Raw genomic sequence first — 22,016 nt, 5'->3', positions numbered from 1 at the left:
ATCGGGGATGGCGACGACTTCCGGGAGCCGTAGTGCGAAAGGGATCGACCTGCTGTGACTGGTAGTAGATGGGCCGACGCGCGCCCGACCGAGGCGATGGACTGGTTCGAGTCCAGCCGTGGCGGCGCCGTGGGCACCCTCGACTGGCCCGACGCCGACGCGTTCTCGGACGACCTGGCCGTCACCGAGCACGACATCCGCACGGTTCTGGGTAGCGACGCGGACGATCTCATGGCCGAGGCCGAGATCGACGTCGACGAGCTGATCCGGCTGATCAACGCCGAGACCACGATGCTCCCGGCGCTGGCCATCCCGGATGCGGTGTCCGAAGACCGCACGGCCGCCGTGGAGGCCGAAGAGGAGCCGGAGAAGGCCCTCGTCACCGCGGTCAAGACCTGGAAGCGCCGGTTCCTCCGGGGCTCGGTCCTGGCCCTCCTGATCAGCCTGACCGGCGGCGGCGCGGCCGCGCTGGCCATGAACAAGAGCGTGACCGTCGACGTCGACGGCCACACGCAGACCGTGCACAGCTTCGGCAAGACGGTCGGCGAGGTCCTCGAGGACGCCGGTCTCACCGTCGGTGAGCACGACGCGCTGTCCCCCTCGCCGCAGGCGCCGGTCGGTGACGGTGGCGTCATCAAGCTGGAGCGCGGCCGCAAGCTGAACCTCGTCGTCGACGGGGTCGCCCGCGAGTTGTGGGTCCGCGCGACGAGCCTCCAGGAGGCCATCACGCAGCTGGGCCTGAGCGGCCAGTTCGGCCCGGGCACCGCGTACTCGATGCCGCTGGACGCGGAGCTGCCGCTGGACGGCGCGACCGTCGAGGTCAAGACCCTCAAGAACATCACCGTGTTCGACGGCGACGCCGCCCCGCGCCAGGTGAGCACCACCGCGATCACCGCGGAGGAGTTCCTGGCCGAGCAGGGCCTGTCGCTCGGCCCGGACGACGAGATCGACGGCGGGCTCGGCCTCAAGCTGGCCAACGGCGCCGAGGTGCACATCTCCCGCACCGGCGTGTCCGTGATCAACCAGGAAGAGGAGATCGCGCCCGAGGTCCAGGAGATCAAGGACGCGACCCTCGACGCCGGTGACGAGGTCGTCCAGGACCCGGGCACCGCGGGCAAGAAGCTGGTGACCTACCGGATCACCAAGCGCAACGGCAAGGAGACCGCCCGCGAGGAGCTGTCGACCAAGGTGCTGGTCGAGGCCAAGCCGAAGATCGTCCGGGTCGGCACGAAGCAGCCGGTGATCAGCGACAGCGCCATCTGGGACGCCATCGCGAAGTGCGAGTCCGGCGGCAACTGGTCGATCAACACCGGCAACGGCTACTACGGCGGCCTGCAGTTCAACAAGAGCACGTGGGACGCCTACGGCGGCGACCAGTACGCGGCCTACCCGCACCAGGCCACGCGCGAACAGCAGATCGCGGTGGCGACCAAGGTGCGCGACGACCGCGGCGGCTACGGAGCCTGGCCGGTCTGCGGCGCCAAGGCGACCAGCTGACCCCCCGAGCAAGACCATGATGACCCCGGCCGGTGGCCGGGGTCATCTTTTTTTGCGGGTGGCCTGCCGCGAATGCGGAACTCGCGCGCGGGGACGTGGGACTCGCGGACCTGAGCGTGGGACTCGCGCGCGGGAGCGTGGGACTCGCGGTGGTGGGGGTGGGGCGGGCCAGTAGCATCACCAGACGTGACAGCACTGCTCGGACCAGCCGAGATCCGGGGCTTGGCCGCCGAGCTGGACGTCCGTCCCACGAAGAAGCTCGGCCAGAACTTCGTGCACGACCCCAACACCGTCCGCCGCATCGTCGACCTCTCCGGAGTGGGCGACGGCGATCACGTCCTCGAAGTCGGCCCGGGCCTGGGTTCGCTGACGCTCGGCCTTCTGGACTCGGGGGCCACGGTCACCGCCGTCGAGATCGACCCGGTCCTCGGGCAGCGCCTGCCGGTCACCATCACCGAGCGCGCGCCCGAAGCCGTCCCCCGGTTCACCGTCCAGATCCGGGACGCTCTCAAGCTCCGGCGCGCGGACCTGGCCCAGGAGCCCACGCACCTGGTCGCCAACCTGCCCTACAACGTCGCCGTCCCGGTGGTCCTGCACCTGCTCGCCGAGCTGCCCTCGCTGGCGCACGGCCTGGTGATGGTCCAGACCGAGGTCGCCGACCGGATGGCCGCCGGCCCGGGCAGCCGCATCTACGGCGTCCCCAGCGTGAAGCTCGCCTGGTACGGCCCGGCCCGCAAGGTCGCGCCCGTGCCCCGCGCGGTGTTCTGGCCGGTGCCCAACGTGGACTCCGCGCTCGTCGCGTTCGAGCGGTCCGCGGAACCGGTGTCGGACGCGAACCGGGACGAGGTGTTCGCCGTCGTGGACGCCGCCTTCGCCCAGCGCCGGAAGACCCTGCGCGCCGCGCTGGCGTCGTGGGCCGGTTCGGGGGAGCGGGCCGAGGCGATCCTCCGCGCGGCCGGTGTCGATCCGCGCACCCGGGGCGAGCAGCTCGGGGTAAGGGACTTCGCCAGGATCGCGGCGAGCAAGTCCTTACCACCGTTGGTGTGATCTCGCACCTGATCCGCGCCGGGGACTTGCCAAAAAGATGTGAAGTCCGTTCTACTCTTTGAGGTATCCATCCCGAGCGGCTGAGAGACCTGGCTCGCCGAAGCCGCAGCAACCACCCCACCCGGGGCAGGTGCTAACGCCAGGACCGATGGAGGATTCCTGTGTATCGCACGATGCTCACGAGGCGCCGCGTCGTCGACGAATGTCGTCGCACGGTCTGTGCGTGTCGTCGCTGACCGCTTCTGAACCACCACTTTTCCCTGTCTTCGCCTGACCGTCCGCACTGGACGGTCGCCTTGGTGTGCGGTCGGCGCGTTCGCGCCTGTTGTGCTGGAGCCATTCGTGATCACTGTCGAAAACCTGACCAAGTCCTTCCCCGGTGCCGCCAAGCCCGTCCACGCCCTGCGGGACGTGAGCGTCGAGGTGCCCGCCGGCGCCCTGTTCGGCGTCGTCGGCCCGGCCGGCTCCGGCAAGTCCACCCTGACCCGGTGCATCGCCCTGCAGGAGAAGCCCGACCGCGGTGTCGTGCGCCTGGACGGCCTGAACACCACCGGCCTCGACGGGCGGCGGCTGCGTGAGGTGCGCCGCCAGGTCGCGGTGCTGGACGCGCAGCCGGTGCTGCACGCCGAGCGCACCGTGGCCGGCAACGTCGCGGCCCCGCTGGAGCAGCTCGGCCTGGACGGTCCGCAGCGCCGCAGCCGCGTCGGCCGCCTGCTCGACCTGGCCGGCCTGACCCAGCGCGCCGCGCTGCGCCCGAGCGAGCTGACCCCGGGACAGCGCCGCCGCGTCGCGCTGGCGCGATCGCTCGCCGCCGGCCCGGCCGTGCTGCTCGCCGACGACCCGACCGCCGGTGTCGGCGCGGAGGAGACCGGCGGCGTGCTGACCGTCCTCGACCGCGCCCGCGCGGAGCTGGGCGTCACCGTGCTGCTGACCACCCAGGACGGCGCCGCGGTGCGGCGCGTCTGCGACGGGGTCGCGGCGCTGGAGGACGGGCGGCTCGTCGAGCAGGGCACCGTGCTGGAGCTGCTGGCCAACCCGGCGAGCAAGGTCGCGCAGAGCCTGCTGCCCCCGATCGACACGCCGCGCAGCCAGTCGTCGAGCTACGACCGGTCCGTCGACGTCGTGCTGATCGGCTTCGCGGCCGTCGGCGCGCTGCTGCCCGAGGCTTCCGCGCGGTTCGAGGTCGAGCTCGCCACGATCGGCGGCGGCCTGACCCGCGTCGGTGACACCCCGGTGGCCCGCTTCCGGGTCGGCGTCAACGGCAGCCAGGCCGACGCCGCGCTGGCGTGGATCGCCGACCGCGGCGCCTCCGTCGTGCACCCGAAGGAAGGCCCGAAGAGCGTCGTCGCGGCCTGATCCCGCACACGGCAGGAGGGGCGTCCCGTCCGGGACGCCCCTCCGCTCGTCTCACTTGCGGACGAGGACCCCGACCGCGATAGCGCCGAGTGCCACGATCCCCGCGGCCCAGCCGTTCGCCACGGCGTACCCGTGCACGGTCGCCGCGGGCAGGGCCAGCCCGGCGGCCGAGGCGGTCGCGCTCGCGGCGATCGTGTTCAGCGACGCCGTGCCGATCGACGCGCCGACCTGCTGGGAGGTCGTGATGAACGCCGACGCCACCCCGGAGTCCGCCGGCTCCACCCCGGCGGTCGCGATGTTCATGACCGTCGGCATCGCCAGCCCGGCGCCGGCCCCGAGCACCAGCGTCACCGGCAGGATGAGGCTCCAGTAAGACGTGTCGACCGACAACTGGGTCAGCCCGGCGAGCCCGGCCGCCATCAGCAGGAGCCCGATCACCAGCAGCGGGCGCGGCCCGGTCCGCGGGATCAGCCGCCGCGTCAGCAGGGTCGAGACCGTCACGTTGGCCGCCAGGAACGGCAGGAACGCCAGTCCGGCGCCGAGCGCGCCGAAGCCCATGATCGCCTGCAGCTGGTAGGTGACGAACAGGAACATCCCGAACATCCCGAACGCGGCGATCGCGATGGTCAGGAAGCCCGACGAGCGGGTCCGGTCGGCGACGACGTGCAGCGGCAGCAGCGGGTTCCCGACCCGGGCCTGCCGGAACACGAACCCGGCCAGCAGCACCACCGCGGCGGCCAGCGTGCCGAGCACCACCGCCGAACCCCAGCCGCGGCCGGCGGCCTCGGACAGGCCGTAGACGAGGCCGGCGATCCCGGCGCTGCCCAGCACCGCGCTGAACCAGTCCAGCCGCGTCGACCGGTGGCCCGGCACCTTCGGCAGCACGAACCAGCCCGCGACGGCGGCGGCGACGGCGATCGGCAGGTTCACGTACAGGCACCAGCGCCAGGACGCGTACTCGGCCAGCGCGCCACCGGCCACCAAGCCGAGCGCGCCGCCGGACATCATGATCGCGCTGAAGATCCCGAACGCCTTGGCCCGCTCCTTCGCCTCGGTGAACGTGATGGTCAGCAGCGAGAGCGTGGACGGCGCCAGCAGCGCGGCGAAGACCCCCTGGGCCGCGCGGGCGGCGATGAGCAGGCCAGGCCCGGAGGCCATCCCGCCCAGCGCGGAGGCGGCGGCGAAGCCGAGCGCGCCCACGATGAGCGTGTTCTTGCGGCCCAGCCGGTCGGCCAGCCGCCCGCCGAGCAGCAGCAGACCGCCGAAGGCCAGCGTGTAGGCGCTGATCGTCCACTGCCGGGCGACGTCGGACATGCCGAGGTCGGCCTGGGCGGTGGGCAACGCGATGTTGACGATCGTCGTGTCGATGATGACGAGCAGCTGGGCGAGCCCGACGACGGCGAGCGCCAGCCACTTCCTCGAATCCGTGGGCGCCGTCACCGGCGCCGGAGTGGTGGTGGTCATGGTGGAACCCCCTGGTGGAGAACTGGGTTAGACTGAGAGCAACCATTGCTAGTCGGCCGACAAGTAATGGCGCCGACGACACGGTAGGCCCATTGCTAGCCGGTCGTCAAGCAAGTTTGAGAGTTCCTCAGGAAGGACGGTCATGGCGGGGCGGCGGACCGACACGCGCGAGCGCATCCAGCAGATCGCGCTGGACCTGTTCGTCGAGCAGGGCTACGAGAAGACGTCGTTGCGGGAGATCGCGGAGGCGCTGGGCGTCACCAAGGCCGCGCTCTACTACCACTTCCGCACGAAAGAGGACATCGTCCACAGCCTGATCGAGGACATCGGCACCTCGCTCGACGAGATCATCGAGTGGGCGCGGGCGCAGGACGACCACGCGCGGGCCCGCGAGGAGCTGCTGCGCCGGCTCTCCGCGCTGATCCAGGGCCGGTTCGGGCCGATCATGCGGTTCATGCAGGACAACCAGCCCGCGCTCAAGGAGCTGCACGCCGGGCACGTCCTGGCCAAGCGGATGAAGGAGCTGTTCACCTTCCTCGTCCCGGCCGACGCCGCCCCCGAGGACCAGCTGCGCGCGCGGCTGGCGCTGATCGCGCTGATGGTCGGCAACAGCCCGCAGTTCCTGGACGAGAACCCGTCGCCGGAGTCGGCCGAGGTGGCGTTGCGCGTCGCACTGGAGCTTGCCTCTCCGCGCTCTCCGGGGGGCACGTAGGCTTGACTGGTGCTCGCCGTCGTACCGCCACCTGTCACCGTCAGGGTGCCCTCCAAGATCAACCTGCACCTGTCGGTCGGCGACCTGCGCCCGGACGGTTTCCACGATCTGACGACCGTCTTCCACGCGCTTTCGCTGACCGACGAGGTCACCGTCGCGCTGGCCGAGGAGCCGGGCGTCGAGGTCTACGGCGAGGGTGAGCAGGTCGTGCCCACCGGCGCCAGCAACCTCGCCTGGCGCGCGGTCGAGGCGCTGGCCGCGCACGTCGGCAAGACCGACGGCGCGTCGAACGTCCGGGTGGTCCTCCGCAAGGGGATCCCCGTCGCGGGGGGTATGGCGGGCGGCAGCGCCGACGCCGCGGGCACGCTGGTCGCGCTCGCGTCGCTGTGGAAGCTGGACATCGGGCGCGACGAGCTGGCCGGGATCGCCGCGAAGCTCGGCTCGGATGTGCCGTTCGGGCTCTACGGCGGCACCGCGCTGGGCACCGGCCGCGGTGAGCAGCTGGTCCCGGTGCTGTCCCGGCACACCTTCCACTGGGTGCTCGCGTTCGACCAGCGCGGGCTGTCCACCGAGCGCGTCTACCAGGAGCTGGACCGGCTCCGCGAGACCGGCAACCCGCCGCGCGTGGGCTCGCACGCGCCGGTCGTCGAGGCGCTGGCCTCCGGCGACCCGCGTCAGCTGGCCCTGCTGCTCGGCAACGACCTGCAGGCCGCCGCGGTGTCGCTGCGGCCCGGCCTGCGCCGCACGCTGCGTGCCGGGGTGAACGCCGGTGCGCTGGCCGGCACCGTCTCCGGTTCCGGCCCGACATGCGCGTTCCTGTGCGCCGACGCGGAATCCGCCCTCGAGGTCGCGGCCGAGCTGGCCGGGGCCGGGGTGTGCCGGACGGTCCGGGTCGCGCACGGCCCGGTGCCGGGCGCGCGGCTCGTCGGCGGCGACGAACACCGACCCACTCCTCCGCAGGTGCACGCGTAGTGGCAAATCTGATCAACCTCGAGGCGGTCTCCAAGTCCTACGGGGTCCGCCCGCTGCTGGACAACGTCTCCCTCGGTGTCGGCGAAGGCGAGCGCATCGGCGTCGTCGGCCTCAACGGTGGCGGCAAGACGACGCTGCTGGAGGTCCTCTCCGGACTCGCCGAGCCGGACTCGGGCCGGGTCAGCCAGGTCCGCGGGCTGCGGCTCGCGGTCGTCACCCAGCGCACCGAGCTCGCCGAGGGCAGCACGATCCGCGACGCCGTGCTGGCCGGTTTCGACGCCGAGCACGAGTGGGCGGCCGACTCCCGGGTCCGGTCCATTGTGGAGGGACTCGGGATCACCGAGCTGGGGCTGGACAACCCCACCGGGACACTGTCCGGTGGGGAGCGTCGCCGGGTCGCGCTGGCCGCCGCGCTGATCGGCGACCTGGACCTGCTCGTGCTCGACGAGCCGACCAACCACCTGGACGTGGAAGGCGTGCGCTGGCTCGCCGACCACCTGCTGGCGCGGCGGTCCGCGCTCGTGGTCGTCACCCACGACCGGTGGTTCCTGGACACGGTGTGCGGGCGGACCTGGGAGGTCGCCGACGGCCGCGTCGAGCAGTACGAGGGCGGGTACGCCGACTGGATCTTCGCGCGCGCCGAGCGGGCACGGCTCGCGGCGTCGATGGAGGAGAAGCGGCGCAACCTCGCGCGCAAGGAACTGGCCTGGCTGCAGCGCGGCGCGAAGGCCCGCACGTCGAAGCCGCGGTACCGGATCGAGGCGGCCGAGGCGCTGATCGCGGACGTCCCGGAGCCGCGGAACAGGGCCGAGCTGATGTCGTTCGCGAAGCGGCGGCTCGGCAAGACCGTGCTGGAGCTGGAGGACGTGACCCTCAAGGCCGGGGACAAGCCGGTCGTCGAGGGCCTGACCTGGCGGATCGGCCCGGGTGACCGGTTCGGGCTGGTCGGCGTGAACGGCTCGGGCAAGACGACGCTGCTGAAGCTGCTCGCCGGGGAGCGCGAACCGGTCGCGGGCAAGCGGATCGAGGGCAAGACGGTGCGGCTGGCGCACCTGTCGCAGGAGCTGGACGAGCTGCCCGGGCAGCTGCGCGTGCTGGAGGCCGTCGAGGAGGTCTCGGCGCGGGTCGTGCTGGGCAAGCAGGAGCTGTCGGCGTCGCAGCTGGCGGAGAAGCTCGGGTTCCCGCCCGCGCGGCAGTGGACGCCGGTCGAGGACCTCTCCGGCGGCGAGCGGCGGCGGCTGCAGCTGGCGCGGCTGCTGATGGCCGAGCCGAACGTGCTGCTGCTCGACGAGCCGACGAACGACCTGGACATCGACACGCTGCAGCAGCTGGAGGACCTGCTGGACTCCTGGCCGGGCACGATGGTCGTCGTCTCGCACGACCGCTACCTGGTGGAACGCGTGACGGATGCGGTGTACGCCCTGTTCGGCGACGGCCGGATCACGCACCTGCCCGGCGGCATCGACGAGTACCTGTCCCGGCGGGCCGCCGCACGCACCCCGGTGGCCGCGAAGCCCGCGCCGAAGACGTCCAGCGCGGCGGAGTTCCGGGCGGCGCAGAAGGAACTGTCCCGGTTGGAGCGCAGGCTGGACCAGCTGCACACGCGGGAGACCAAGCTGCACGAGCAGCTGGCCGAGCACGCCACCGACCCGGACAAGCTGGTCGAGCTGAACACGGAGCTGAAGACGGTCCGCGCGGAGATCGAGGACGTCGAGGCGCGCTGGCTGGAGACCTCCGAACTGGTGGAGTAGCCCGGGGTGACCACCCAGCGACCACCCACCCGAGGCGAGCCGACAACGTTCCCCCGTCATCCCGGAGCCTGCCCGTCCGGCGAGGACATCTCTTGATCTTTAGAGGTGACGTTGGGCAGGCGAAGAGCCCGCCCTGTGGGCGGAGAGCGCCAGGGTGGCTGGTGTCTGCCACTCCGGGCCGGATGGTGCCGATGTCTTGGCCGTTGCATGATGCGCGAGAGCGCGTGGCTGCTGTGCGTTGCCGCACCCGGGCGGTGTCCGGGGCACCGCATTGCCGTCAGGCGCGGGCGTAGCCGCCGAGTGAGGGTTCCAGCAGCGCGAACGCCTGCTCGGCTTCGGGGCCGACCACGGCGGCGATCTCCGGGTTGGCGCGGCTGGCCAGCGTCAGCTCCTGGATGCGCGCGAACAGCACGCGGTGCACCCCGCCGAGCACGGCCGCCGCCGCCCGGGGAGTGATGTCTCCGGGCGCGGCGCCGGTCGCGTCGGCGAGAGCGGCGGCCAGGGCTGCCTCGCGCTGGTCGTGCAGGCCGCGCAGGCACACCGAGAGGGTCGGGCTGTCTGCGATCATGCGGCTGAACTCCGGGCCGGCGAACCCCGCCACCGGGTCCTGCCGCTCGACCGCGTCCAGGAAATCCCGGCGCAGCGCGGACAGCGCCGGCTCACCGGGCCGGCGGGCCGCGACCGTGCGGGCGAGGCTCGCGACGAACTCGTCCTGGTGGTCGAAGGCCAGGTCCTCCTTGCGCGGGAAGTAGTTGGTCACCGTCTTCTTCGCCACTCGCGCGGCCTCCGCGATCTCCGCGATGGTCGTCTGCTCGAAGCCCTTCGCCATGAAGAGCCGGGTCGCTTGGTCGGAGATCAACTGCCGCGTCTCTTGCTTCTTGGCTTCGCGGAGGCCGGTGACGGTCATGAGCGAATCTTACCCCCGTCCTACTTTTATGTTGACAAGCGACTTGATCGCGGGATAAGTTTATGTCGGTCGTAAGTTTACTCCTGTGAGGTGTCCGTGCCAGACCCCACCGTGCTCCACCCGCTCGCCGAGACCCGCGCGTGGTGTTCCTGAAACCCCTGGTCACCGATCCGCGCATCCAGGTCGGCGAGTTCACCTACTACGACGACCCGGACGCCGCCACCGAGTTCGAAACCCGCAACGTCCTCTACGCCTACGGGCCGGAGAAGCTGATCATCGGCAAGTACTGCGCGATCACCGCCGGCACGCGGTTCCTGATGGCCGGGGCGGAACACCCGACGATGGGGGTGTCGACCTACCCGTTCACCATGTTCGGCGGCGCGTGGGCGGAGTCCACACTGGACCTCGTCACGAACATGCCCAGCCGGGGCGACACGGTGGTGGGCAACGACGTCTGGTTCGGCTACGGCGCGACCGTCATGCCCGGCGTGCGGATCGGCAACGGCGCGATCATCGCCGCGGGCGCGGTCGTCACCGCCGACGTGCCGCCGTACACGATCGTCGGCGGCAACCCGGCCCGGCCGATCCGCGCCCGGTACAGCCCGGAGGACGTCGAACGGCTGGAGCGCGCCGCCTGGTGGGACTGGCCGGTCGAGCTGGTCACCCGGCACGTGCGGACGATCATGTCGGGCAGTCCGGCCGACATCGCGGCGATCGAGGAGGTGCGGGCGTGACCGCCGAATTCGACCGTCAGGTCGCCAACCTGGTGGACCGCGGCTACCCGGAGCTCGCCGGGCTCGACGAGGACGGCTTCCGGGCCCTGGTCGAGCCGCTGCGCGCCGCGGCGCCGTCCGGCGACCCCGTCCCGGACGCGGGCCGCGTGCCGTTCCTGCTGGTCGTGACCCGCAAAGCCGCCCCGATCGAGGAGACGATGCCGCACACGGCCCTGCACAACGGGCGCCTGCCCGGGTTCGTCGACCACTCCTTCGAACCCGGATCGCTCGACCGGTTCGTGGCCACCGTGGACCTGCCGGCCGCGGACGCCTACCTGCTGCTCGACGTCGAGCGCGGTGAGGAGTTCTGCGGTGCCGTCCCGGACGACGCGATGGCGGTGATCGCCGGCCGGGGCCGCACCCCGCTCACGATCGAGGAGGGCATCGCCCTGATCACGCACTTCCCGGAGGTGCTGGTCAAGAACAAGTGCTTCTCGCTGGGTGGTTCGCGCTGCGGGGACCGGCGGGTGCCGGCGATCTGGATCAGCAAGCGGGCGCCGAAGCTCGGCTGGTGCTGGCAGGGCAACCCGCACACCTGGCTGGGCATGGCCTCGGCCGGCTCCCGCGCCGCCTGACGAGCCGGTGCCGGGCGGGCCGCTCCCGCCCGGCACCGGGTCTCACATCTCCGTGCCCGCCGAGAACATCACCGGACGGACCTCGATGCCCAGGCCGTCGACCTCGGCGTCCGGGATCATCGCGGCCAGCTCCAGGGCGCGTTCCCGGCTTTCGACGTCGACCAGGTAGTACCCGCCCAGGTACTCCTTGGCCTCCAGGTACGGGCCGTCGGTCACCACCGGGAGGCCGTCGCGCACCCGCACGACGGCGCTGTTCGACGGGTCGGCCAGCGCGTGGGTGCCGATGAACTCGCCGGACTCCCGGATCGCGTCCATGAACGGTCCGTGCCCGGTCATGATCGCGGTGCGCTCCTCCTCGGTCAGCGACTCCCAGACGGCGGGGTTCACGTGCATGATCAGCAAGTACTTCACGGGTGCCTCCTCATAGGGTGTCTACACCAGGAGATCGGAGCCGCGGCCCGGTTCTCGACATCTCCGCCGACCTCACGCGCCCCCCGATAAGGTGAGCGCCATGAGTCGGTTCGTGGAGACGCTCGTCCGCACCGCTGCGGAGGGTGGTCAGTTGCGTGGCATGGTCACCGGGGAGCCGAAGGAACCGGTCCGCCGGACCTGGGCCGAGGTCCACGAGCAGGCCCGGCGCATGGCCGGCGCGCTGGTCGCCGGGGGACTGGAGCCGGGCAGCGCCGTCGCCGTGCTGGCCGGGGCGCCGGCCCTGATCGCGCCGACGGTGCAGGCGGTGTGGCTCGCCGGGGGCAGCGTGACGATGCTGCACCAGCCCACCCCGCGCACCGACCTCGCGCTGTGGGCCGAGGACACCGTCAAGGTGCTGGGCATGATCGACGCGAAGCTCGTCGTCCTCGGCGAGCCGTTCGACGCGCTCGCGCCGGTGCTCACCGAGCACAACATCGGGTTCCGGATGATCACCGACCTGTTCGACGGCGAGCCGATCGCCGAGCCGGTGCCGCGCGGCGAGGACGACCTGGCGCTGCTGCAGCTCACCAGCGGCTCGACCGCCGACCCGAAGGCCGTGCGGATCACCCACGGCAACCTCTACACCAACGTCAAGGCCATGGTGGAGCGGGCGGAGTTCGACTTCGCGGAGGACATCATGGTGTCCTGGCTGCCCACCTTCCACGACATGGGCATGGTCGGGTTCCTGACCGTGCCGATGACGTTCGGCGTCGAGCTGATCAAGATCACCCCGGCGGAGTTCCTCACCGGCCCGCTGATCTGGCCCGAGCTGATCAGCAAGTACCGCGCCACCACGACCGCCGCGCCGAACTTCGCGTACGCGATCGTGGGCAAGCGGCTCGCGCGGGTCGAGGACGAAAACGCTTACGACCTGTCCACGCTGCGGATCGCGCTCAACGGCGCCGAGCCGATCGACGAGTCCGCCGTGCAGGCGTTCGTCGACGGCGGCGCCCGGTTCAAGATGCCGCCGGAGTGCGTGTTCCCCGCCTACGGCATGGCCGAGGCGACGCTCGCGGTGTCGTTCGCGCCGCTGTTCACCGGCCTGACGCTGGACGTCATCGAGGCCGACGCGCTGGAGACGGACAACCGCGCGGTGCCGGTGCCCGAGGGCGATCCGCGCCGCGGGACCGAGGAGGTCCGCTCGTTCGCCGTGCTGGGCCGTCCGCTGGACGGGCTGGAGGCGCGGATCGTCGACGACAACGGCAAGGTGCTCGGTGACCGCGAGGTGGGGGAGATCCAGCTGACCGGGCCGGCCGTGACGCCCGGGTACCTGACGATGGAGGGCCCGAAGCCGACGCAGGACGCGGACGGCTGGCTCGCGACCGGCGACCTCGGGTACCTGGTCGACGGGCAGATCGTGATCTGCGGGCGCCGCAAGGACGTCATCATCATGGGCGGCCGCAACATCTACCCGACGGATATCGAGCGCGCCGCGACCTCGGTGGAGGGGGTGCGGGCGGGCAACGCGGTGGCCGTGCGGATCGACGCCGGGACGCGGCGGGAGCGGTTCGCGGTGGTGCTGGAGTCGAAGCTGGCGGGTGATGCCGAAGCCGAGCGGCGGCTGCAGAAGGAGGTCGCGGCCCGGGTCCGCGACGCGGTGGACGCCCGGCCGTACGCGGTGGTCGTCCTGCCGGCCGGCAGCCTGCCCAAGACACCGTCCGGAAAGGTCAAACGCGCGGCGACGGCGGTGCAGTACGCCGAGGCGATCGCGCGGAACGCCAGCTCCTGACGACACCCCACCCTCCGCGACGGTGAAACTCGCGCGCCGGAGCGCAGAACTCGCCGCGCCGAGCGCGGAACTCGCGGCGCTGAGCGTGGAACTCGCGGCGCTGAGCGTGGAACTCGCGGCGCTGAGCGTGGAACTCGCGGCGCTGAGCGTGGAACTCGCGGACCGGAGTGTGGGACTCGCGGGGTGCGCGAGTCCCACGCTCCTGCGCGCGTGTCCCACCTTCGGGCGCGCGTGTCCCACCTTCCGGCGTGCGAGTTCTGCGTTCCTGTGCGTGAGTTCTGCGGTCGTGCGCGTGAGTTCTGCGATCGTGCGCGTGAGTTCTGCGGTCGGGTTAGTCCGGGAGGGTCACCTTGGGGATCTCGGTCGGGGCGCCTTCCGTGCGCGGGGCGGTCGCCTGCGTCACGGTCCGCGCCTCGGGCACCGGGTAGGGGCGGCCGCCGCGGCGGGCGAACTCGTCTTCCACCTGGTCGAGGAACTCGTCGACCTCGCGTTCGTCGTAGCCCCGCTTGCCGAGCAGGGGCTTGCTGAACATGACGTGATGCACCTCGGCGGCCGTCAGGTCGTCCTCGCCGGCCAGGGTCCTGGCGATGCGCTCGACGAACTCGTCGACCTCGTGCTTGGCGTACCCGCGCCGGCCGATGGGGGCGTTACCGAACTCGACTCGATACACGTCTTCGGCGGAAAGGGACATGAGGAGTACTCCAGTTCAGCGTGGTCGGGACAACTTCCCTAATCCCGTCCTAGCTGCCGGATCAAACCTCCGGAAGGGCATTCGTGCCCCTGGAACTCCATAGAGCGGTGTGACCCACACCTGTGGGTGACCACCGTTCACCCAGCGTGGAAGTCGTTCTGGGCCGCCGTCAGCCCTTTGCCGATCAGCGCCTCGACGGCGTCGGCGCACCGGTCCAGCTCCAGCGGGAGGTCCTTGCGCTCGACCGACGAGAAGTCCTTGAGCACGAAATCGGCCGGGTCCATCCGGCCCGGCGGCCGCCCGATGCCGAAACGCACGCGGTAGTAGTCACGCGTGCCGAGCGACTTGCTGATCGACCGCAGCCCGTTGTGGCCGCCCTCGCCGCCGCCGAGCTTGAGCTTCAGCCCGCCGAACGGCAGGTCCAGCTCGTCGTGCACGACGACCACACCGCTCGGGTCGACCTTGTAGAACTTCGCCGCCCCGGCCACCGGGCCGCCCGAGACGTTCATGAACGACCGCGGCTTGACCAGCACGACACGGCGCCCGGCGAGGCGGCCCTCCAGGACCTCGGCGCCGGACTTGTGGGTCTTGAACTTGCCGCCGACGCGGGCGGCGAGTTCGTCGAGCACCATGAAGCCCACGTTGTGCCGGTTGCCGGCATAACGCGGGCCGGGATTGCCGAGGCCGACGAGCAGAACCTGCTCGCCGGCCCCGGGGACGTCCGAACTCACTTACTCTTCGGTGCTCTCGGCCGGCTCCTCGCCGGTCTCCTCGGCGGGCTCCGCGGAGGTGGCCTGCGCCTCGTTGACCGCGACGACCAGGCTCTCCGGGTCGGTCAGCAGGACAGCACCGGCGGGCAGGGTGACCTGCGAGGCGAGGATCTGGGTGCCGGCCTCGGCGCCCGCGATGGACACCTCGAACTGCTCCGGGATGTGCAGGGCCTCGACCTCGATGGACAGGGTGTCGACCTCCTGCACCTGCAGGGTGCCCGGGGCCGGGTCGCCGGTCAGCACGACCGGGACGTCCACGGTGACCTTCTCGCCCCGCTGGACGACCAGCAGGTCGACGTGCTCGATGTAGTTCTTGATCGGGTGCACGGTGACCGTCTTGGTCAGGGCCAGCTCGGTGTCGCCGTCGAGGTTGAGGGTGAGGACGGCGTTGCTGCCGTTCTCACGGATGACGCGGGCGAACTCCAGAGCGGGCAGGGCCAGGTGACGGGGGTCGGTACCGTGGCCGTACAGCACGGCGGGAACCTTGCCGGCGCGACGGGTGCGGCGCGCGGCGCCCTTGCCGAACTCGGTGCGGGGCTCGGCGGACAGACGTACCTCGGACACGGTGTAGCACTCCTTCAAACATTTTGCGTGGCGGCGCAGATGGCGGGTGGTCGTACCGGCGGCGAGTTCCACGGACATGCTCGAGCAGCGGACCTCAAGCCGCCGCGTCGATCACGTCGGGCACCGGGTGCAGCATGGAGCCCGCCTCGCCGAGACAACCTGTTCAGTGTAATCACCCGGCGCGGCAAGGGCGCGGTGGGGTCGCAAGCGCACGAACCCGGGCGGAGTCGCCCTTCGGGCGAAGGCGCCTACGGCGCCGGACGGACGCCTTGGGTGCCGACCTCCCCCGCCCCCGATTCCGGATTGTGTTTCGGTCGCCGAGCAGTCGTGTCAAGGCGGGAAAGAGTACCTTGACACGCCTGGTCGGCGACCAAAGATCGGCTGTGGATCGGGGAGCGGGGGAGGTCCGGGGCGTGGTCGGTCTTCTTGCGTTGCCGGGTGCCGGTTCGTCGGTGGTTTCTACCTTCTGTGTGCACCGATCGGATGACAGCTTCTTCGGTCAGGAACTCTGGAACCTGAATGTGCGTCTCATTCACAACTGCCGTTCCAGTGGGGAGCGAGGGGTCGGATGCGCCTGCGCGGTCTCGCGGTGCTCGTCCTCGTTCTGCTCGTCTCCTGTGAGGCTCCCCCGCGTCCCGCGGCGCCGGATCCGCTCTCAATCGTTGACTCGGCTCTGTCGGCTCTCGCTGCTGAACCGGCCGTCGCCTATCGGGTGGGCGATACCACCCTGGTCGTCACCAAGGGTGGGCTCGCCGAGGGGCGGTTCCGGCTCGGCGACGAACCCGTCCAGGCCCTCCGCGTGGGGGGCTCCCTCTACGTCCGCGCCTCCCCGGCCCACTGGCAGCGCCAGGGCATGTCCGCGCCCCGCGCGGAGCGGTTCGGTGCCCAGTGGACCAGGGCCGACCGCGGCATGCCGTTCGACCCGGGGCGTCTCCTGCCGCCGCAGGTGGTCGCCGCCGCGCTGCGGGCCGCCCTGCCGCGCGGTGTGCCACCGGTGCGGGTGGGCGACGTGTTCGACCTCGCCGGGCTGCGCGTCACCGCCACCTCGCCCCACCGCGTCCTCGGCTTCCCGCCCGCGTTCCTCGGGCCGGTCGCCGACGAACTCGGGCCGCACGAGATCGCACTCGGCGACGTGCACCTGCCCGGCCTGCGTGACCGGCTCGACGACGAAGTCGCCGACCTCGGACAGCCCCTCATCGCCGGGCCGGTCGTCGCCGCACGGGTCACCGACCACGACCTGCGCTGCGCGGCCAACGGCGCCTGCACGGACACCGTCCGCGTCGACAACCGCTTGCTCGGCGCGGCCCCCAGCGCCGCCGCCCGCATCAACCTGACCTCGACCGTCACCTCCGACGCCCTCGGCGCCCGCACCTGCGCACGGGAGGTCGTGCTGCCCCTGGACACCGCCGCCGACGTCTCCTGCTCGGTCAAGTTCACCCTGCCCCGCACCGACGGTGCGACCAGGCTCCAGGCCGCACCGTCGGTGACCGCCGAACCCGTCGCCGTCGTCGACCCGGACGCGCTCAAACGGGACGTCGCCGCCGAGCTAGAACCGTAGGAGCGCGATCACCGGCGCGAACTCCTCCAGGAACATCTCGAACACCGTGAAGTAGGTGAACCCGTACCGGTCCCGCATCGCCCGGATCTTCGCGGCGATCTCCTCCGGCGTCCCGGCCAGCACCTGCGGCGCCGCCACCAGCCGCTCCGCCGACCAGCCCAGCTCGGCGGGCTCGTCGGCGAGCCACTCCGTCAGCGCGGGCACCGGATCGTCGGCCACCACGACGTTCTGGATCAGCATGTTGAACTCCAGCGGCCGCGTGCTCGCCGACCGCACGAACCCCACCCGCTCGTCCAGCTCGTCCGCGCCGGCCAGGTCGAACGTGCCCGGCGGGAAGCCCCGTGCGTGCTTCAGGCCGGCGAAGCCGACGATGTCGGCGTGCTCCGCGGCCAGCCGCAACACCCCGTCGCTGTTGCCCGCGATCAGCAGCGGCGGCACGTCGTCCAGGCGGTCCCGCAGCACGTCCACGGTCCGGGCCAGGTGCTCGATCCGCTCGGCGGGCGGCGCGAACCGCAGCCCGGCGTCGTCGAACTCGGACTTCATGTGCCCGGACCCGAGCCCGACGTCCAGCCGGCCGCCGGTGAGCAACGCGGTCGATTCGATCTCGCGGGCCAGCAGCACCGGGTTGTAGAAGGGCGCGTTGAGCACCAGGTGCCCGACCCGCACCCGCTCGGTGGCCTGGGCGGCCGCCACCAGCGCCGGGAACGGGGCCGGCATGCCCAGGTGGTCGGGGATGGTGATGGTGTCGTAGCCCAGCTCCTCGGCGCGACGGCACTTGGCCGCCCAGTCGTCATGCCCGGTCAGGAACCGCAGGGAAACACCGAAACGGAAGTCGGTCATGCCCGTGACGCTACGAACGGAACGGGCCTTCCGCCGCTGGTTTCGCCAGCGGCGGAAGGCCCGGGGGAGAACTCAGGCGTTGCCGTCGAACAGGCTGGTGACCGAGCCGTCCTCGAACACCTGCTGGATCGCCTCCGCCAGCAGCGGCGCGATCGACAGGACCGTCAGGTTCGCGAAGTGCTTCTCCGGCGCGATCGGCAGCGAGTTGGTGACGATGACCTCGCGCGCCTTGCAGTTGGACAGCCGCTCGGTGGCCGGGTCGGACAGGATGCCGTGCGTGGTCGCGATGACGACGTCCGCGGCGCCCTCGGCGAGCAGCGCGTCGGTGGCCTTCACGATCGTGCCACCGGTGTCGATCATGTCGTCCACCAGGATGCACAGCTTGCCCTCGACCTGGCCGACGACGCGGTTGGCCACGGCCTGGTTCGGCTTGTCGGGGTCACGCGTCTTGTGGATGAACGCGATCGGCCGGTCGCCCAGCTGCGCGGCCCACTTCTCGGCCAGCCGCACGCGACCCGAGTCCGGCGAGACCACGGCGATGTCGGCGTCGCCGTAGGTCTTCTTGATGTGGTCGGCCAGCAGGGTCTGCGCGAACAGGTGGTCCACCGGGCCGTCGAAGAAGCCCTGGATCTGCGCGGTGTGCAGGTCGACCGTCATGATCCGGTCGGCGCCCGCGGTCTTGAACAGGTCGGCGATCAGCCGGGCCGAGATCGGCTCGCGGCCCTTGTGCTTCTTGTCCTGCCGCGCGTACGGGTAGAACGGCATGACCACGGTGATGCGCTTGGCGCTGGCGCGCTTGAGCGCGTCCACCATGATCAGCTGCTCCATCACCCACTCGTTGATGGGCGTGGTGTGGCTCTGGATGACGAAGGCGTCCGTGCCGCGGACCGACTCCTCGAAACGCACGAACAGCTCGCCGTTGGCGAAAGTGTGCGCCGTCTGCGGGGTGATCGTCACGTTGAGGTGCTCAGCGACCTCCTCCGCGAGTTCCCGGTGTGCGCGGCCGGAGAAGAGCATGAGGTTCTTCTTCGGCGTGCCAGACTTAGGACTCATCAGACGACTCCCGCTCGGTCTCTTCCTGGTTTTCCTGCGCGGCGAGCGCGGCCTGGGCCGCCTCCGCCGCAGGGGTGCCCGGCCGGCGGCGAGGCACCCAGCCTTCAATATTGCGCTGTGGTCCAGTCGACACCGCCAGCGCCCCCGGTGGGACGTTCCGCCTGATCACAGTGCCAGCGCCCGAGTACGCACCGTCACCAACGGTGACCGGCGCGACGAACATGTTGTCCGACCCGGTCTTGACGTGCGAGCCGATCGTGGTGTGGTGCTTGCGCACGCCGTCGTAGTTGACGAACACGCTGGACGCGCCGATGTTGCTGTACTCGCCGATCGTCGCGTCCCCGACGTAGGTCAGGTGCGGCACCTTCGTGCCGGTGCCGATGTCGGCGTTCTTGGTCTCGACGAACGTGCCGATCTTGCCCTTGGTGCCCAGCTTGGTGTTCGGCCGCAGGTAGGCGAACGGGCCGACGCTCGCGCCCTCGCCGATCTCCGAGTCGTAGCCGTGCGCGCGGACCACCTGGGCGCCGGCGCCGACGGTCACGTTGGTCAGCGTGGTGTCCGGCCCGATCACCGCGCCCTCGCCGACCTTCGTCGCGCCCTTGAGCTGCACGCCCGGCTCGATCACGACGTCACGGGCCAGCTCGACGCCCACGTCCAGCCACACCGACGCCGGATCCACCACGGTGACCCCGGCGCGCTGCCAGCGCTGCACCAGGCGGCGGTTCAGCTCGGCGCCGATCGCGGCGAGCTGGACGCGGTCGTTGACCCCCTCGGTCAGCCAGGGGTCGTCCACCACGAGCGCGCCCACGCCACGGCCGTCGCCGCGGGCGATCGCCGGCACGTCGGTCAGGTACAGCTCGCCCTGCGCGTTGTCGGTGGACAGCCGGGTCAGCGCGTCGGCGAGGACGGCCGCGTCGAACGCGTACACCCCCGAGTTGATCTCGTCGATCTCCAGCTGCTCGGGCGTGGCGTCCTTCTGCTCGACGATCGCGGTGACCGCGCCGGCCGCGTCGCGCACGATCCGGCCGTAGCCGGTCGGGTCGGCGACCACGGAGGTCAGGACGGTGACCGCGTGACCGTTCTCGCGGTGCTCGGCCAGCAACGCGGCCAGGGTTTCGGTGTCCAGCAACGGGACGTCGCCGTAGCTGACGACGACCGTGCCCGAAAGTCCTTCGGGCAGAACGGACAAGGCGCACGAAACGGCGTCGCCGGTGCCGTTCTGCTTCTCCTGCACCGCGGTCGCGACGGGCCGCCCCAGCGCCTCGCCGACCGTGCCCAGGTGCTCGGCGACGGCCTCCCGGCCGTGTCCCACGACGACCACGAGGTGGTCCGGCGAGAGCCCGGCTGCGGCCCGGACGGCGTGCTCGACCAGCGGTCGCCCGGCCAGCAGGTGCAGCACCTTCGGGGTGTTCGAACGCATCCGGGTGCCCTCGCCCGCGGCGAGGATGACGGTGCTCAGCGGGCCGGTCACGGCACTCCCAACGAATCCGGGACGGGTGGTGGCGGGGCCCGATCCTACGTGTCTTCCCCGGCAGCCGACTCCGGGTCGCCGTCCGGGCCGGGTTCCGCCTCTGCGGTATGGGGCTCGCCCGCCGCCGACTGGGCCGTCGCCACCTGGTTGCCGCCGCCGCGTTTCGCCTGGTACATCGCCGCGTCGGCACGGGCCAGCACCTGGTCGGCGCGCTCCTGCGGGCGCAGCGACACCAGGCCCACCGACAGGGTGACCCCGTGCGAGAGGTGGTGGGGCAGCGAGTCGACCGCGGTGACCGCACGGCCGAGCGCCTGCTTGGCCGCCGACACCGGCGCCCCGGGCAGCAGCGCGACGAACTCGTCACCGCCGTAGCGGGCCACGATGTCGTCGCCGCGCAGCGCGTCCCGCAGCGTCGAGGCGACCACGCGCAGCACGTCGTCGCCCTCCGCGTGCGAGTGCTGGTCGTTGACGCCCTTGAAGCCGTCCAGGTCGATCAGCGCGACCGCGAGCGGCTGGGCGGTGGTCGACGCGGACAGCGTGCGCAGGTGCTCGTCGAGCGCACGCCGGTTGGGCAGGCCGGTCAGCGGGTCCTGCAGCGCCTGCTGGCTGATCGCGCCGTGCTGCGCGGACAGCCGCTCGTGCTCGCGGCGGGTGTCCAGGGTCGCCAGCTGCGACTCGCGCATGTGCCACAGCTCGACCTCCAGCGCGGCCGAGTACTCCGCCAGCGAACGCGACGCCTCGCTGTCGGCCTCGCTGTCCAGCCGCGCGATCTCCCGCATCAGGTGCAGGCGCATCGACGGCATCGAGTTGTCCTCGGCGAGGTTGAGCTTGGTCGCGTACAGCGCCTTGAGCGCGTCGTCGCGCTGGCCGGTCTGCTCCAGGCAGCGGGCCAGCGCGATCGTGACGATGACCTGCTCGTGCGGGTAGCCCGGCTCGATCAGCAGCCGCTGCAGCCGGTCGGCGTGCGAACCGTCCGGCGCGGCCAGCGCGAGGGCCGCCGCGAGCACGCCGACCTGGTCCACGGCAGGCACGCCGATCCGCCGCGGGAACAGCGACTCGGCGAACGGCGCCTCGACCGCGACCGCCATCGACGCGGCCGTGCTGAACTTGGCCGCGGCCTCCTCGTGCCGCTCGACGCGCTCCAGCCGCAAGCCCCAGCCCAGCAGCATCTTGATGCGGTTCATCAGCTGCAGGGTGATTTCGTGCGGGCCCGCGGTCTCGCGGATGGCCTGGTGGGCGCGGGCGATGACCTCCTCGGCCGCCTCGTACACGCCCAGCTGGTTCAGCACGATCCAGCAGTCGACCAGCGCGCTGGACTGCGTCTTGGCCCACTCCCGGCGGGACATGTGCATGTCCGGGGAGTTCGAGTCGTCCAGGATCGCCAGCGCGCGGGCGATCTCGGTCAGCGCCGCGTCCTCCTGCTTGGCCAGTACGAGACGGCGGCCGCGCAGCGCGTGCGCGTCGGCGCGGAACAGCGCCAGGCCGTGGCGGCGGGTGTGGGCCAGCATCTCGTCGAGCAGGGGCTCGGCCTCGGCCGCGAGACCGCGGGTGACCAGCCGTCCCAGCGCGGCGGCCCGCAGGAGCTGGGACACCAGGACCGGTTCGCCGCGGCGCTGGGCCTCGTCGAGCAGCTCGTCCATCGTGCGGACGATCTCCAGCTGCTCGCCGTGCTCGGTGTGCTGCACGGCCGCGATCAGTTCCCGGGCGCGCCCGGCCAGCCAGGCATCGGAGAGCTCGGCCAGTGCCGGCCGCCTGGTCTTCTGTCCGCTCTCGCCTTGCAGCGTGGCGCACCCCCTTCGGGCACGTCGGGGTAGG

At 71.5% G+C, this 22,016-nt stretch carries 19 protein-coding genes, 1 pseudogene and 1 riboswitch; of the genes and pseudogenes, 10 read left to right on the top strand and 10 right to left on the bottom strand.

Annotated features, from left to right (window positions below; translation table 11 throughout):
• The first annotated feature begins 96 nt into the window (after positions 1-96).
• The 3 genes from L1857_RS32905 (at position 97) to L1857_RS32895 (ending at position 3,900) form a co-directional block, all read left to right on the top strand.
• Positions 97-1,497 (top strand): resuscitation-promoting factor, encoded by a 1,401-nt coding sequence (locus tag L1857_RS32905; protein ID WP_116109442.1) that lies wholly within the window; start codon positions 97-99, stop codon positions 1,495-1,497.
• A gap of 186 nt (positions 1,498-1,683) precedes the next feature.
• Positions 1,684-2,544 carry a 16S rRNA (adenine(1518)-N(6)/adenine(1519)-N(6))-dimethyltransferase RsmA gene (rsmA, locus tag L1857_RS32900; protein ID WP_094004558.1) on the top strand — a complete coding sequence of 287 codons (861 nt, stop codon included), beginning with the start codon at positions 1,684-1,686 and terminating at the stop codon, positions 2,542-2,544.
• Positions 2,545-2,608: 64 nt separating this feature from the next.
• A riboswitch (SAM riboswitch) is annotated at positions 2,609-2,699 on the top strand.
• 187 nt (positions 2,700-2,886) lie between these two features.
• Positions 2,887-3,900 (top strand): methionine ABC transporter ATP-binding protein, encoded by a 1,014-nt coding sequence (locus L1857_RS32895; protein ID WP_116109443.1) that lies wholly within the window; start codon positions 2,887-2,889, stop codon positions 3,898-3,900.
• 51 nt (positions 3,901-3,951) lie between these two features.
• Here the strand turns inward: L1857_RS32895 and L1857_RS32890 are convergent, their stop codons facing one another.
• Positions 3,952-5,340, bottom strand: a complete 1,389-nt coding sequence (locus L1857_RS32890) for an MFS transporter (protein ID WP_116109495.1) — start codon at positions 5,338-5,340, stop codon at positions 3,952-3,954.
• 166 nt (positions 5,341-5,506) lie between these two features.
• Here L1857_RS32890 and L1857_RS32885 point away from each other — a divergent pair, with 166 nt between their 5' ends.
• The 3 genes from L1857_RS32885 to L1857_RS32875 are packed head-to-tail and all read left to right on the top strand — an operon-like array spanning position 5,507 to position 8,799.
• The gene (locus L1857_RS32885) at positions 5,507-6,076 is read left to right on the top strand and encodes a TetR/AcrR family transcriptional regulator (protein ID WP_094004560.1); all 570 of its coding nucleotides are present in this window, start codon (positions 5,507-5,509) and stop codon (positions 6,074-6,076) included.
• 9 nt (positions 6,077-6,085) lie between these two features.
• Positions 6,086-7,048: a 4-(cytidine 5'-diphospho)-2-C-methyl-D-erythritol kinase gene (locus tag L1857_RS32880; RefSeq protein ID WP_116109444.1), complete on the top strand. Its 963-nt coding sequence runs from the start codon at positions 6,086-6,088 to the stop codon at positions 7,046-7,048.
• Positions 7,048-8,799 (top strand): ABC-F family ATP-binding cassette domain-containing protein, encoded by a 1,752-nt coding sequence (locus L1857_RS32875; protein WP_249467237.1) that lies wholly within the window; start codon positions 7,048-7,050, stop codon positions 8,797-8,799. The genes L1857_RS32880 and L1857_RS32875 overlap by 1 nt, the downstream gene beginning before the upstream one ends.
• 277 nt (positions 8,800-9,076) lie before the next feature.
• Here the strand turns inward: L1857_RS32875 and L1857_RS32870 are convergent, their stop codons facing one another.
• A complete protein-coding gene (locus L1857_RS32870) occupies positions 9,077-9,706 on the bottom strand; it encodes a TetR/AcrR family transcriptional regulator (RefSeq protein ID WP_116109446.1) in 630 nt (209 codons plus the stop codon).
• Positions 9,707-9,796: 90 nt separating this feature from the next.
• Here L1857_RS32870 and L1857_RS35515 point away from each other — a divergent pair.
• Together L1857_RS35515 and L1857_RS32860 are read left to right on the top strand one after the other, a co-directional pair.
• Positions 9,797-10,440, top strand: a pseudogene (locus tag L1857_RS35515) (CatB-related O-acetyltransferase).
• Positions 10,437-11,054 (top strand): DUF5701 family protein, encoded by a 618-nt coding sequence (locus L1857_RS32860; protein ID WP_249467235.1) that lies wholly within the window; start codon positions 10,437-10,439, stop codon positions 11,052-11,054. The pseudogene L1857_RS35515 and the gene L1857_RS32860 overlap by 4 nt, the downstream one beginning before the upstream one ends.
• A gap of 42 nt (positions 11,055-11,096) precedes the next feature.
• On the opposite strand, the gene L1857_RS32855 is transcribed toward L1857_RS32860, so the two are convergent.
• Positions 11,097-11,465, bottom strand: coding sequence for a YciI family protein (locus tag L1857_RS32855; protein ID WP_116109449.1), 369 nt, complete (start codon positions 11,463-11,465; stop codon positions 11,097-11,099).
• Between the two features lie 100 nt (positions 11,466-11,565).
• Here L1857_RS32855 and L1857_RS32850 point away from each other — a divergent pair, with 100 nt between their 5' ends.
• Positions 11,566-13,254, top strand: a complete 1,689-nt coding sequence (locus L1857_RS32850; protein WP_116109450.1) for a fatty acyl-AMP ligase — start codon at positions 11,566-11,568, stop codon at positions 13,252-13,254.
• Positions 13,255-13,585: 331 nt separating this feature from the next.
• Here L1857_RS32850 and L1857_RS32845 read toward each other — a convergent pair whose 3' ends face one another.
• From L1857_RS32845 to L1857_RS32835, 3 genes are all read right to left on the bottom strand, one after another.
• On the bottom strand, positions 13,586-13,945 hold the full coding sequence (locus tag L1857_RS32845; RefSeq protein WP_094004572.1) for a DivIVA domain-containing protein: 360 nt from the start codon (positions 13,943-13,945) through the stop codon (positions 13,586-13,588).
• Between the two features lie 137 nt (positions 13,946-14,082).
• A complete protein-coding gene (gene pth, locus L1857_RS32840) occupies positions 14,083-14,676 on the bottom strand; it encodes an aminoacyl-tRNA hydrolase (RefSeq protein ID WP_094004573.1) in 594 nt (197 codons plus the stop codon).
• Positions 14,677-15,279 (bottom strand): 50S ribosomal protein L25/general stress protein Ctc, encoded by a 603-nt coding sequence (locus tag L1857_RS32835; RefSeq protein WP_094004574.1) that lies wholly within the window; start codon positions 15,277-15,279, stop codon positions 14,677-14,679.
• A gap of 712 nt (positions 15,280-15,991) precedes the next feature.
• On the opposite strand from L1857_RS32835, the gene L1857_RS32830 reads away from it, so the two are divergent.
• The gene (locus L1857_RS32830) at positions 15,992-16,837 is read left to right on the top strand and encodes a hypothetical protein (protein WP_240323035.1); all 846 of its coding nucleotides are present in this window, start codon (positions 15,992-15,994) and stop codon (positions 16,835-16,837) included.
• Here L1857_RS32830 and L1857_RS32825 read toward each other — a convergent pair.
• The 4 genes from L1857_RS32825 to L1857_RS32810 all read right to left on the bottom strand — a co-directional run bounded on the left by L1857_RS32825 (position 16,826) and on the right by L1857_RS32810 (position 21,886).
• Positions 16,826-17,677, bottom strand: coding sequence for a TIGR03621 family F420-dependent LLM class oxidoreductase (locus tag L1857_RS32825; protein WP_249467233.1), 852 nt, complete (start codon positions 17,675-17,677; stop codon positions 16,826-16,828). The two genes, L1857_RS32830 and L1857_RS32825, sit on opposite strands and share 12 nt — an antisense overlap.
• Before the next feature lie 72 nt (positions 17,678-17,749).
• The gene (locus L1857_RS32820) at positions 17,750-18,730 is read right to left on the bottom strand and encodes a ribose-phosphate diphosphokinase (protein WP_116109453.1); all 981 of its coding nucleotides are present in this window, start codon (positions 18,728-18,730) and stop codon (positions 17,750-17,752) included.
• On the bottom strand, positions 18,720-20,201 hold the full coding sequence (gene glmU, locus L1857_RS32815) for a bifunctional UDP-N-acetylglucosamine diphosphorylase/glucosamine-1-phosphate N-acetyltransferase GlmU (protein WP_116109454.1): 1,482 nt from the start codon (positions 20,199-20,201) through the stop codon (positions 18,720-18,722). The genes L1857_RS32820 and glmU overlap by 11 nt, the downstream gene beginning before the upstream one ends.
• Before the next feature lie 44 nt (positions 20,202-20,245).
• The gene (locus L1857_RS32810) at positions 20,246-21,886 is read right to left on the bottom strand and encodes a GGDEF domain-containing protein (RefSeq protein ID WP_094004579.1); all 1,641 of its coding nucleotides are present in this window, start codon (positions 21,884-21,886) and stop codon (positions 20,246-20,248) included.
• Positions 21,887-22,016 lie beyond the last annotated feature (130 nt).

This window comes from Amycolatopsis thermalba (assembly GCF_023376025.1).
GTDB classification, from domain to species: Bacteria; Actinomycetota; Actinomycetes; order Mycobacteriales; family Pseudonocardiaceae; genus Amycolatopsis_E; species Amycolatopsis_E thermalba.
Note: the sequence above shows the minus strand (reverse complement) of the source record. Positions and strands in the feature narration are given on the sequence as shown.